The 12,750-nt window shown below is 38.2% G+C and carries 14 protein-coding genes and 1 pseudogene; 1 reads left to right on the forward strand and 14 read right to left on the reverse strand.

Features of this window, described 5'->3' with window-relative positions:
* Positions 1 to 40: 40 nt before the first annotated feature.
* The 10 genes and pseudogenes from rplT to DQN49_RS08320 all read right to left on the reverse strand — a co-directional run bounded on the left by rplT (position 41) and on the right by DQN49_RS08320 (position 9,516).
* Positions 41 to 394, reverse strand: coding sequence for a 50S ribosomal protein L20 (gene rplT, locus DQN49_RS08275; RefSeq protein ID WP_005596075.1), 354 nt, complete (start codon positions 392 to 394; stop codon positions 41 to 43).
* Between the two features lie 65 nt (positions 395 to 459).
* Positions 460 to 657, reverse strand: coding sequence for a 50S ribosomal protein L35 (gene rpmI / locus DQN49_RS08280; RefSeq protein ID WP_005596065.1), 198 nt, complete (start codon positions 655 to 657; stop codon positions 460 to 462).
* Between the two features lie 210 nt (positions 658 to 867).
* Entirely contained in the window at positions 868 to 1,413 is a 546-nt protein-coding gene (gene infC, locus DQN49_RS08285; RefSeq protein ID WP_425287131.1) for a translation initiation factor IF-3, read from the reverse strand.
* A 129-nt stretch (positions 1,414 to 1,542) separates the two neighbouring features.
* Positions 1,543 to 2,356 (reverse strand): annotated as a pseudogene (locus tag DQN49_RS08290) (D-hexose-6-phosphate mutarotase).
* Between the two features lie 84 nt (positions 2,357 to 2,440).
* Positions 2,441 to 4,105, reverse strand: coding sequence for a sodium:solute symporter family transporter (locus tag DQN49_RS08295; protein WP_006995961.1), 1,665 nt, complete (start codon positions 4,103 to 4,105; stop codon positions 2,441 to 2,443).
* A gap of 338 nt (positions 4,106 to 4,443) precedes the next feature.
* Positions 4,444 to 4,929, reverse strand: a complete 486-nt coding sequence (locus tag DQN49_RS08300) for an NlpC/P60 family protein (protein WP_005650361.1) — start codon at positions 4,927 to 4,929, stop codon at positions 4,444 to 4,446.
* Between the two features lie 52 nt (positions 4,930 to 4,981).
* The gene (locus DQN49_RS08305; protein WP_006995959.1) at positions 4,982 to 5,272 is read right to left on the reverse strand and encodes an integration host factor subunit alpha; all 291 of its coding nucleotides are present in this window, start codon (positions 5,270 to 5,272) and stop codon (positions 4,982 to 4,984) included.
* Between the two features lie 7 nt (positions 5,273 to 5,279).
* A complete protein-coding gene (pheT, locus tag DQN49_RS08310) occupies positions 5,280 to 7,667 on the reverse strand; it encodes a phenylalanine--tRNA ligase subunit beta (protein ID WP_006995958.1) in 2,388 nt (795 codons plus the stop codon).
* A 33-nt stretch (positions 7,668 to 7,700) separates the two neighbouring features.
* Positions 7,701 to 8,690, reverse strand: coding sequence for a phenylalanine--tRNA ligase subunit alpha (gene pheS, locus DQN49_RS08315; RefSeq protein ID WP_006995957.1), 990 nt, complete (start codon positions 8,688 to 8,690; stop codon positions 7,701 to 7,703).
* 148 nt (positions 8,691 to 8,838) lie between these two features.
* On the reverse strand, positions 8,839 to 9,516 hold the full coding sequence (locus DQN49_RS08320) for a hypothetical protein (protein WP_223395544.1): 678 nt from the start codon (positions 9,514 to 9,516) through the stop codon (positions 8,839 to 8,841).
* Between the two features lie 48 nt (positions 9,517 to 9,564).
* Between DQN49_RS08320 and yfaE the strand changes: the two genes are divergently transcribed.
* Positions 9,565 to 9,813, forward strand: a complete 249-nt coding sequence (gene yfaE / locus DQN49_RS08325) for a class I ribonucleotide reductase maintenance protein YfaE (protein WP_006995955.1) — start codon at positions 9,565 to 9,567, stop codon at positions 9,811 to 9,813.
* Here the strand turns inward: yfaE and dapB are convergent.
* From dapB to thiL, 4 genes are read right to left on the reverse strand one after another with little or no spacing between them, the layout of a single operon-like run.
* Positions 9,808 to 10,620, reverse strand: coding sequence for a 4-hydroxy-tetrahydrodipicolinate reductase (gene dapB / locus DQN49_RS08330; RefSeq protein ID WP_006995954.1), 813 nt, complete (start codon positions 10,618 to 10,620; stop codon positions 9,808 to 9,810). The genes yfaE and dapB overlap by 6 nt on opposite strands.
* Positions 10,621 to 10,636: 16 nt before the next feature.
* Complete coding sequence (locus DQN49_RS08335; protein WP_005662497.1) at positions 10,637 to 11,266, reverse strand: LysE family transporter; 630 nt, start codon at positions 11,264 to 11,266, stop codon at positions 10,637 to 10,639.
* On the reverse strand, positions 11,266 to 11,757 hold the full coding sequence (locus tag DQN49_RS08340; RefSeq protein ID WP_006995953.1) for a phosphatidylglycerophosphatase A family protein: 492 nt from the start codon (positions 11,755 to 11,757) through the stop codon (positions 11,266 to 11,268). Before DQN49_RS08340 ends, DQN49_RS08335 begins: the two co-directional genes overlap by 1 nt.
* Positions 11,754 to 12,740 (reverse strand): thiamine-phosphate kinase, encoded by a 987-nt coding sequence (gene thiL / locus DQN49_RS08345; RefSeq protein ID WP_006995952.1) that lies wholly within the window; start codon positions 12,738 to 12,740, stop codon positions 11,754 to 11,756. The genes DQN49_RS08340 and thiL overlap by 4 nt, the downstream gene beginning before the upstream one ends.
* Positions 12,741 to 12,750 lie beyond the last annotated feature (10 nt).

A 12,750-nucleotide genomic window follows, 5' to 3' on the forward strand; every position in this document is an offset into this window, starting at 1 on the left:
TTTCAGCGTCCTAATTCTTCTTTATCTAAACTTTAAAAAATTAAAGTGCAGATTTTGCTTTTTCAACTAATGCAGCGAACGCTACTTTGTCGAATACAGCGATATCAGCAAGAATCTTACGGTCGATTTCAACAGATGCTTTTTTCAAGCCGTTGATGAATTTGCTATAAGATAAACCATTTTGACGAGCTGCAGCGTTGATACGTGCAATCCATAATTGACGGAATTGACGTTTACGTTGACGACGGTCACGATATGCGTATTGACCAGCTTTGATCACCGCTTGGAAAGCAACGCGATACACGCGTGAACGTGCACCATAATAACCTTTAGCAGCCTTAAGAACTTTCTTATGGCGTGCTCTTGCAATAACACCACGTTTTACACGAGCCATTATTTAATCTCCTATGTAATATTTTTCTAAAATGAACTAATCGTACGTTTTGCTTAAATAACGGCTTATGCGTATGGTAAGCAAGCTACTACTAAAACTTGGTCTGCTTTCGCAACCATTGATTTATGACGTAAATGACGTTTACGTTTAGTTGTTTTTTTAGTCAAAATATGACGTAAGTGAGATTGTTTACGCTTGAAACCACCAGAAGCAGTTTTTTTGAAGCGCTTCGCTGCGCCGCGTACTGTTTTGATTTTAGGCATTGTTAAAATAACTCCGCATTTTTCGTTTAAAACAACATAATCAGGCGAACTTATAAAGTTACTTGGAAGCACTGATTATTTCCATCATAAGGCAAATTAAATTGCCTTTTCAAAAGCAGTTAGGCTGCGTAGTGTGCCTAACATGCAGTTGTCTTTTCATTTAAGTCAAACTTAAACAAAAAGATTTGCTGAAGAATCTCAGCAAAATTCTTATTTTTTCTTCGGTGCTAACACCATTACAGCCTGACGGCCTTCTAATTTACCTGGTGCAGATTCAACGACAGAAATTTCAGCTAAATCATTTTTTACGCGCTCTAATACATCTAAACCGATGTCTTGATGAGCCATTTCACGACCGCGGAAACGCACAGTAATTTTCGCTTTGTCTCCGTCTTCTAAGAAACGGATTAAGCTGCGTAATTTAACTTGATAGTCACCTTCGTCTGTGCCTGGGCGGAATTTAATTTCCTTAACTTGCACAACTTTTTGTTTTTTCTTTTGTTCTTTAGCGGTTTTACTTTTTTCGTAAAGGAATTTACCGTAGTTCATAATGCGACAAACCGGCGGCTCTGCATTTGGGCTAATTTCAACAAGATCAAGCTCTGCTTGTTCTGCCATTTCTAGGGCTTGTTGAATAGAAACAATCCCTGCCTGTTCACCATTTTGGTCAATTAAACGAACTTCTTTTACACGAATCTCTTCATTGATACGGTTTGGGCGATTTACTGCCGGCGCTTTTTTTACGGTTTTAATAATCGTATTCCTTCTATTGGTTAATAGTAAAAATCTTTTCGCTAAAAATAAAAGATTTCAAATTTGTTGCCCGCGAGGAACGAGCAAAATCCCGCGAATTCTATAGTATTCACACCACTTATGCAACAAAATTTAGCCTTTAAGCGAAATTTCTACGCTTAAACTTTCGCCAAATTCAAGCAAGTGATGGATACGTGCAGTTTCTAAGCACAACATCGTTTGATAGCCAGTTTCACTCATTCCTCTCGTCTTTTTGTGCCAAGGATTCCAAAGGACAAATTGACTTGCATTATGATGATGCAGTGCAATTGTACGATTGAAACTTTTATCTAGGATTTGATTATGGCATTGTTTCTGCGGAATAAATGCAATCAACATTTTCATAAATGTGACGCGGTGACGGAACATTTTCTTGTTGTTGGTTTAAGCTATTAAAACAAGTTTCAGGTAAACCTTGTACTTCCACTTGATTAATATCCCCAATATTAAAATAGGTATGTAATGCTGCTTGGGCTGATTCTTCGCCATAATGGGTAAAAGTTAAATGACATTTATCTGTAAATACCATTGAGACTTTAGCTTCGATAATATTTAAATCAGAAAACAACTCAAATTCTAACCGCACTTTATGGGCTGAAATATCATAATGGCTTAACTGCCATAAACGAATACGAGCTGTGCCGTGTGCAGGTTGTTTTACGCCACCAAACCAAGGATAACAAATCGGCACTCCCCCACGAATGGCATTGCCATTTTTGAATGGTTCTACTTCACTTAACCATAATACATCTTGCTTCGCAGTTTGCGGTTTCCAACTGATAAGCTGTGCCCCTTGCAAGGAAATTTTTGCTGTTCCAACCGCATGTTTTAAGTGAAGAACTGGAATGTCGTTATGTTGAACAAGATTAAGCTCTGGTGTCAGTGTTTTTAGTAATGTTGTTTTCATGTTTATTCCTGTGGTTTTAAAAGATAAATAAGGTACAGAGATAACAAAAGGCGTATCAGATACGCCCTTAATCTACGACTTTGATTAAATTTCGTCAATAATTCGATAAACCCAATTTTCCAGTGGGTCATTCAGACGTTTCATCTCAGCACGCATTTCTTCCAACATCTCTTTTTTGATGCTGTTATATTGTGAATCATAGAATAAATTATGCATTTCTTCTGGATCGTTACGGATGTTGTAAAGTTCGCAAACATCAGTCGCATTAAATACGAGTTTGTAATCTTTACGACGCCACATACGCTGTTCAAAATACACAAAATGCCCCGCAAGCTGACCAAGCACACCTTTTCGTTGGTTATCTTGGTGTTGGCGCATAATCGGAAAAATACTCTGCCCTTCAAAACTTTCAGGCACTTTTTGATTGGCTAAATCGAACACTGTTGAAGTTAAATCGTGAAGATAAACAAGGTTATCATCTTCTTGATTTACACGATCAGAGTTTGGATCTTTGATAATCATCGGAATGTTGTAGGTAGTATCAAACATAAACTCCCCTTTTTCAATCATTCTATGTGCGCCCATTGCATCGCCATGATCTGCCGTAGCCACCAAGAAAGTGCGGTCATAAATTCCGCGTTTTTGAAGATAATCGAATAATTCACCGATCGCATCATCAATTAAGGTAATATAACCCCAGAATTTTGTGATGACTTCTTTCCAATGATCTTCGCTCACCTCCCACATTCCCCACATTTTTGAAATTGTGCGGAAATGGTCTGGTTTGCCCTCTAACGGTGTAAAGAAACTTTTATCAAGCACCACATCTTCTTTTCGATACATGGAATAATAAGGTTCTGGCACGATACAAGGCGTATGCGGCCCCCAGAAGTTTATCCATGCAAAGAATGGTTTGCCTTCATCTAATGACTCTTGAATATATTTTTTCGCTTCATCAATGATGAAATAAGGGATGGTTTGATCTTTTGTACCTGAGAGTAAACCACAAAGTTCTTGTACTCGTAAATGTGGGTTATCACCAAAGTAGGCACGGCTTACTTCTGGGATTTCATACCCCTTTTCTTCTAACCATTCTTTATAACGATTAGAATGTCTTGGCGGTTGGTTGAAGACTAAATTTTTATATACTCCACTGCCAGGATAGCCATAACCATCAAAGTTATGGCCTTTAATCCCGTAATCTTCAGGTACGGATTTTGTACCTACGTGCCACTTTCCTACAACATAAGTATTATAGCCAGCCAATTTACCGATATTCGGTTTTTCTTGGCTAATTTCGCCTATACCGCCCTTTTCCCCATTTTTAATAATGCCGTGAGACGACGGCATTAATCCAGTAAAAATCGCATAAATAGCCCCTACAACACCAATGGCAATGACAGTGTAAGTTATGGCTGCCCCATAGCTTAAGCCAAATGCAGTTTCTAAGTTGAAGATTTTATTGAAGGCAATTGCACCAGTGTAAAGTGCGGTTGGAATTACGATGAAAAGATAAAACACTAAGAAAAGCGTAGACATAATCAAACGAGTTTGACGGTCGAAACGGCTTTCAAAAAACTCTGGTACTGTGGTGTAACCGTTACGCAAATATTTCGGCAGCATATAAAGAGCCAAGAAACAAAGCGGAATAACCGTTGGAACTGTCCAAGCTATCACGGAAAAATTACCTTTATAGGACACCGCATTGACGCCAATAAGTTGTTCAGTTGAAAGCGATGTGAGTGCCATTCATCAGCCAATTACTAAACCGCTTAACCCACGCACTGCCAAAAAATACCCTTTTGAAAATTTTAAATCATCCCCTTTTGTTTTTAACCAAGAAACATACGCAACCACAGTGGTTACAATGAGGAAGCTGAGTATCGTCGTAAGCATATATTGTTCTCCCATATCGACTAACACAGCATAAAGATAATATAACGCGCTCTAAAGGGTTATGATAATTGTCATATTAAGATTGTGAGATGGATCACAGAAATAATAATTGAAGATAAATTTAATGGTTTTTATTTTCTAGCAATTGAAAAAACAATAAAAAATGCTGGAAAATTTCAGCATTATACTTTTTAAATCCGTCTGACTTGCCAGAAGGCTTTCGACCAATAAGGGTTATTCATTGAAGAATAGACGACTCCCCCTCTGGTGGAAGCATGAAGGAATTTGTCTTCTTTTACATAAATCCCCACATGATAACCATTAGGGCCTCGGCCAGTTTTAAAGAAAATTAAATCGCCAGTTTGAATATCTTCTTTGCGTACATGTTTACCATAATTAGCTTGTTCAACAGTGCTTCTAGGCAAACGAAGATTAAAACGATCGAAGAAAGTTTTCTGCACAAAACCAGAACAATCTACCCCACGACGAGAAACGCCGCCGAGCACATAAGGTGTACCTGCCCATTCATGTTGTTGTTCGCTCAACATGGCTATGGCCATAATAGGATCGCCGATTTGACCTTTATAGTTCATCGCATAATCATCGTTTTGAAAACTGGAACAAGCGAATAAAAACAGCGAGGCAGTAGCGATTAAAAATGATTTATATACTTTCATACCTTTTCATATGAAAAGTGCGGTAGAAATTCACCGCACTTTTTGTTGCTTACTATTTAGTTTTTTCTACACGGGCACGTAACTTTTGCCCAGGTTTAAATGCCACTACTCGGCGAGCAGAAACTGGCACAACATCACCTGTTTTTGGGTTACGCCCTGGGCGAGATGACTTATCGCGTAATTCAAAATTACCAAATCCTGATAATTTCACATCTTGACCAGATTCTAGCGATAAGCGGATTTCTTCCAAAAAGTTCTCCACTACATTTTTCGTATCCTGTTTAGATAAGTGATATTTATCGCTTAAATATTCAACAATATCAATTTTAGTTATCGTAGCCATATTAATCCTAATTCCTTAATTCAGCATTAAAGCGTTGTTTTACTTCAGCTAATACTGCTGAAATCACTGCGTTAATTTCTTCGTCTTCAAGTGTTTTTTCATTATCTTGGACTGTTAAGCTAATCGCTAAACTCTTATAGCCCTCAGCAACACCCACACCTTGATATACATCGAACAAATTCACTTGCACCAATTTTTCACCGCCTGCTTGTTTACAGGCTGCGATTAATTCCCCTGCTGGTACGCTATCGGCTACCACTAATGCCAAATCACGACGGTTTGCAGGGAATTTAGAAATTTCTTTTGCTTGCACTACATTACGTGCCGCAATTGCATTCCAAAGCATTTCAAATACAAAGGCTTTGCCATTTAAGCCAAGTTTTTGGCTAATAGAGGGATGAATTGCACCAATAAAGCCAATTTCTTGACCATCTAATTCAATAGCAGCAGATTGACCAGGATGTAATGCATCAAATTGTTTTGCAACAAAACGAACTCTATTACCACCTTCTGTTAAAGAAAGTACTGATTCTAAATCGCCTTTAAGATCAAAGAAATCTACAGACTCTGCTTTACCTGCCCAATGTTCAGATTTTGCCGTTCCAGTAATCACTGCACTTAAAACAAATTCTTGACGCACACCAAATTCAGCATTGGCATCTGGTGCAAAACGTAATCCTGTTTCAAATAAACGAACACGAGATTGTTGGCGATTTTGGTTATAAAGCACTGCACCTAATAAACCGCTGATTAAAGACACACGCATTGCGGACATTTCCACAGAAATTGGGTTTGGCAATACAAGTGCTTCTTGATGTGGATGTAATAAACTTTGAATTTTTGGATCCACAAAGCTATAAGTAATAGCTTCTTGATAATCTGCATCCACAAGTGCGGTCTTAATTCGAGCTAAATCTAAATCAGATTCTTTGTGCTCACGCATGCGGAGATGCGCTAATGGTGCATTGTTTGGAATGCTGTTATAACCATAAATACGCGCCACTTCTTCAATTAAATCTTCTTCGATTTCAATATCAAAACGCCAGCTTGCAGAAGTTACCGTCCAAATATCATTTGCATAAGTAACACCGAAACCAAGACGATGGAAAATTTCCGTTACGCTTCCTGTTTCAATATGATGACCTAAAAGTGCATCTAATTTACTACGGCGAAGTTGAACTGTATTGACTTTAGGAAGATGAGTTTCACTGCTTGCTTCACAAATCTCACCCGCTTCACCACCACAGATTTCAAGTAATAATATGGTTGCTCGTTCCATTGCTTTACGCGCTAATTCAAAATCCACACCACGTTCAAAACGGTGCGATGCATCAGTATGTAAACCATATTGTCTTGCACGGCCTGCAATCGCTAATGGAGCGAAAAATGCGGATTCTAAAATCACATCTTTCGTTTCACTATTCACGCCACTGGCTGCACCACCAAAGATCCCTGCCATTGCTAAAGCACCATTTTGGTCAGCAATTAATAACGTATTTGATTGAAGTTTTGCGGTTGAGCCATCTAATAATACTAATTCCTCTCCCTCCTTCGCAAAGCGAACTTGAACAGGTTGTGTAACTTTAGCTGCATCAAACGCGTGCATTGGCTGACCAAACTCAAGCAAAATATAGTTAGTAATATCGACAATAGGATCGATAGAACGAATACCACAGCGACGCAATTTTTCTTGCATCCACATTGGCGATGCAGCCTTCACATTAACGTTTTTCACCACACGTAATAAATAACGCGGGCAAGCTTCTGGTGCTTGTAAATCAATTTGAACTTTATCAGAAATTGTTGCTGGCATTGCTTCAAAGTGCGGTTGATTTACGAGTTGTTTATTTACCACACCAATTTCACGCGCAATACCTGCGATGCTCAAACAATCCGCACGGTTTGGCGTTAAGCTAATTTCGATGGCATTATCATCTAAAGCTAAATATTCACGTAAATCAGTACCAATTGGTGCATCAAGTGGCAATTCAATAATACCATCCGCTTCAACATCAATACCTAATTCAGAAAATGAACAAAGCATCCCTTCTGATGGCTGACCACGTAATTTCGTTTTCTTAATTTTGAAATCGCCAGGTAATACCGCACCTTCTGTTGCGCAAGCAACTTTTAAGCCTTGACGACAATTTGGTGCACCGCACACAATATCCAATAAACGATCACCGCCTACGTTCACTTTAGTTACACGTAATTTATCTGCATCTGGATGTTGTGCACATTCCACTACTTCACCAACAACGACACCATTAAATGTACCCGCAACGCTTTCCACGCCATCTACTTCTAAGCCAAGCATGGTAATTTGCTCGCATAATTGCTCGGTTGAAACGGATGGATTCACCCATTCTCTTACCCACTGTTCACTAAATTTCATTTGTTGTTATCCTTTTAATTCAAATCCGAGAAATTACTTAAATTGTTTTAAGAAACGTAAGTCGTTTTCAAAGAACGAACGTAAATCTGTTACGTTATAACGTAACATTGTTAAACGCTCAACACCCATTCCCACTGCAAAACCAGAATATTCATTCGGATCAATACCAACATTACGCAACACATTTGGGTGCACCATACCGCAGCCCAACACTTCTAACCATTTACCATTTTTACCCATCACATCCACTTCCGCTGAAGGCTCTGTGAATGGGAAATAAGATGGACGGAAACGCACTTGTAAATCTTCTTCAAAGAAAGCGCGTAAGAAATCGTGCAATAAACCTTTCAATTCGGTAAAATTTGCTTTTTTATCCACATAAAGTAGTTCAATTTGATGAAACATTGGCGTATGCGTTTGATCGTAGTCATTACGATATACACGTCCTGGAGCCATAATGCGAATTGGTGGCTGCATTTTTTCCATAGTACGAATTTGCACGCCAGAAGTTTGAGTGCGGAGTAATAATTCTGGATTAAACCAGAAAGTATCGTGATCGGCACGTGCTGGGTGATATTTAGGAATATTTAACGCATCGAAGTTGTAATAATCACTTTCAATTTCAGGGCCATTTTCAACTGAAAAGCCAAGTTCTGAGAAAAATTTTGTTACACGATTAATCGTCATGGTAACTGGGTGTAAGCCACCGGTTTCAACTTTGCGACCTGGTAAACTGACATCTACACGTTCTTTTTCTAATTTTGCGTTAAGTTCAGCCTGTTCCCACTCCGCTTTTTTTGTATTTAAAAATTCTAACGCAGCTTGTTTTACGTCGTTAATTTTTGCGCCCATCGCAGGACGTTCTTCAGCTGACACGTTACGCAATTCTTGCATTAATTGCGTAAAATGCCCTTTCTTACCAAAATATTCGACACGGATTTCATCCAAAGCCGTTAAACTTTTATCCTGAATGGATTCAATCGCTAATTTTGCTTTCTCGACAAGCTCGTTCAGATGTTGCATAGTTTCCCCTGCTTCTCTTTTCTCTATAAAATAAAAAACCGAGTAATGATAATACCAAGTCCTTAAAAAGTAAAAGAATAATGCGAAAAATCATTGGCTTATCAAAAATAAAAATGGAATAACGTATTCGCTATTCCATTTTTTCTTGTTACCAACAAAATCGTTCATTCACAAAATTTTCTGACCGCTCTTTTTGCCATTTTTCTTTATTTTTTGGATTAGCAAAAAAACGGGCTTGTTCCTGTAAACGTTGAACTAATTTTTCTTCTGCTTCTTTTAACGCTTTTTGACGATCTGCAAATTTTGCGGGTAATGCTGGTAAGAAAATCACTTCATAAGGATGTGCAATTGTCCATTTCACCGCATTTTCGGCAGCAAGACTCTGTTTATCAAAATTACAAAACGCATAAGCATTAACAAACTGCCCCACTACATGGCTGAACCCTGTATTATCCTGCACCGTTTGTTTTGGTAGCTCCAACACATAAAGTGCGGTGATCAAACGATTTTGTCCACGATAAAACCAAGTAACGGCTTCATCTCTTAAGCCAAAATCATAAGCCCGAGCGGCTAACGTGAACATCGTCATTGGTGAAATTCGAGCTGGATTTTCTTCTACAAATTTCACCGCACTTTTATAACCTTTTATCGTATTTTCACGTAGCATCGGATCAATTTTTTTATGTACAAATACATTTTCTGCTTTTCCATTTTCAGCAGAATAATAAGGTTTGATATAAACATCCACCGTCTTCACTGGTTCTTTGCTAATAGAACTACAAGCCGTAATAAAAAGTGCGGTTATAAAACACAGTATTTTTAACATATGGATTTTCCTTATATAATGCCCAGCAAATTTCACTGCATTGTTATTATGAAAATTCATCTAATCTACAGTAAAACCACATTAGAATTCAATAATGAAACAAGTTTACTTGTTCATCTCAAGAAAAATAATATTCATCACGAATATCAATGCCGTAGTGGCTATTGTGGTTCTTGTCGCGTTAAGATCAAAAAAGGCAAAGTGTCTTATAAAGAAATGCCTCTTGCCTTTATTCAACCTGATGAGATTTTATTATGTTGCTGTCACGTAGAAAGTGACCTTGAAATTGATTTATAAATTATTTAAATCTAATACATCGGTCATATCAAATAAGCCATTCGCCTTATTTTCTAACCATTTACCAGCACGCACTGCTCCATTAGCGAAAGTCATTCGGCTTGATGCTTTATGGGAAATTTCTACACGTTCGCCAATATCTGCAAACCAAACCGTGTGTTCCCCCACCACATCCGAAGCACGAATAGTTGAAAAACCAATTTCATCGCGTTTACGTTCTCCTGTAATTCCTTCACGGCAGAAGACTCCGTGAGTTTTTAAATCGCGACCTAAGGTTTTTGCGATATGTTCGCCCATAGAAAGTGCAGTGCCAGATGGCGCATCAACTTTATGACGGTGATGAGCTTCGAGCACTTCAATGTCGCAATAATCCCCCATCACTTTTGCCGCTTTTTCTAAAAGCTTGAAGACTAAATTCACGCCAACACTGAAATTTGATGCAAACACAATAGCAATTTTATCTGAAGCTGCTTTAATCGCCACTTTACCATTTTCATCAAAACCTGTTGTACCGATCACCATTTTTTTATTATTCGCTACGCAAAATGCAATATGTTCAAGGGTGCCTTCTGGTCGGGTAAAATCGATTAATAAATCGAATTTATCTTTTTGGCTTTCAAGATCGTCTGAAACTGCAACGCCAAGATGACCAATTCCCGCCAATTCTCCCGCATCCGTCCCAACTAAAGATGATCCTTTGCGTTCAAAAGCTGCACCTAGTTCTACGCCTTCCGCAGAATGAACCGCTTGAATTAATTGACGCCCCATTCTTCCGCCAGCACCAGCGATTGCAATTTTTAATGTCATGTTACTTCCTTTTCTATTAATGAATTATTTCGTTGATGCCGTTATAAACAAGCACACAACCAAAAAATAAAAATACAATACCCGCCATATTATCAATATAACGGCTGTACTGACTGTATAAACGCTTGGCAATATTACGTGAAAAAATCAATGAAATCACATAAAAATAACAAAATGTTTCTACCACAATCACTGCAAAAGCCAAGATAATTTGCCACATTTCAGTGATATTTACTAAGACAAGCGACATCACGCTACTAAAATACACCACGACTTTTGCATTGGATAAATTCACTAAAAGCCCTTTCAAAATTTCTTTTTTGATTGTGGTTTGCTGATTAAATTCAGTATCAGAGTGCGGTTCAAATTGAGCGTATTTTTTACTGCGAGCCATAAAAAAACCGAGATATGCTAAGTAACTACCGCCTAGCAACATAATAACGCCATGTAATGCTGGAATGGTAACGAACAACACCGCCAATCCCAACATAGAAAGCATTCCCCAAAAGGCGATGCCAAGCGTTATGCCTAAAATGCCACAAACTGTATTACGACGAGAATTACTCGCTGCCATCCGACTTACATAGAAAAAATCAGGCCCTGGTGTCATTAACCCAAATAAATGCACAATGATTAAATTTAGCATCACAACATCCAATACTGAATTGCAAATACGACAATCACCGCATAAATAGCCGCTAATACATCATCGACCATAATGCCAAAACCATTTTCGAGTTTTTCGTCAAAATAACGAATTGGAAACGGTTTTAAAATATCAAAAAAGCGAAATAACGCAAAAGCAGCCACAATCCATTGCCAAGATAATGACGGTATCGCCGCTAATACAATAAATACGCCGACAAATTCATCCCAGACGATAGAACCATGATCGTGTACGCCCATATCTGCAGTAGTTTTTTGACAAAGGTAGCAACCGAGTAGAAAACAAAGTGCGGTGAAAATTAAAAAGGTTTTTACACCTAACAAAGAAAGCAAAATCACGCCTAAAATTGTTCCAGCTAAGCTCCCCCAAGTGCCGGGTGCTGGATAAATTAAACCAGAGCCAAAACCAACGGCAAGCAAATGAATAGGATTTAAAAGAGAGATTTTTTTAAGAGGATTATTTTCTGTCATTTTGATTCCTTAAAATGATCGAAACCGCTTGAAAAAGTTATATTCACAGGTTTTCCATCCCGTAAAAAACGGGGAGAAAAGTTACCGCACTTTTCAGTGATTTTACCAATGCAAGTACAAGGCACTTTCAGTTTTTTCAAGCGTAATTCTAATTCATCTTTAGATTTGGGCGGTATAGTAAAACAGAGTTCATAATCTTCGCCACCACTTAAGGCAAATTGTTCCGCTTGAGTGCGATCATATTTATTTAAAATCGATGATGAAAGAGGTAATGCAGTCAATTCAACTTCAGCACTACATTGACTTCGTTCAAGAATATGCCCTAAATCAGATATTAGCCCATCGGAAAGATCAATGGCAACATGAGCAATGCCAATTAACGCCTGCCCAAGTTCAATTCTAGGTGTGGGTCTAAGATGTCGTTGTTGCAAAAAAACATCATCAGAATCAACCGCACTTTTGCCCAATAAAATTTGTGTTAAACCTGCCGCACTATCGCCTAAAGTGCTTGAAACATAAATTAAATCACCGATTTGTGCTTTATGCCGACAAATTCCTTTGTTTTTTTCGACAAAACCTTGTGCCGTAATCGTAATAGACAAATTACCTTTTGTAGTATCGCCACCAATTAATGTGACGTTGTATTGTTTTAACGTGTGCAATAAACTTTGGCTAAATGTTGAAATCCAATTTTCATCTACATTTGGCAAAGTTAATGCCAGAGAAACCCATTTTGGCTGTGCCCCCATTGCAGCAAGATCACTTAAATTTGTTGCAACAGCCTTATAAGCTAAATTTTCAGGTGAAATAGTTGGTAAAAAATGCGTATTTTCTACCATTGTATCGGTCGTAATGGCAAGCTGATAATTCTCTGGCACGGAAACCAGCGCACAATCGTCGCCAATAGATAATTGAACGGAATCATCAACTAATATTTGTTGCTGAAAATATCGTTTAATTAAATCAAATTCACCCATTGCCATTTTTCACCTA

This window comes from Haemophilus aegyptius, from assembly GCF_900475885.1.
In the GTDB taxonomy this organism is placed as follows: Bacteria; Pseudomonadota; Gammaproteobacteria; order Enterobacterales; family Pasteurellaceae; genus Haemophilus; species Haemophilus influenzae.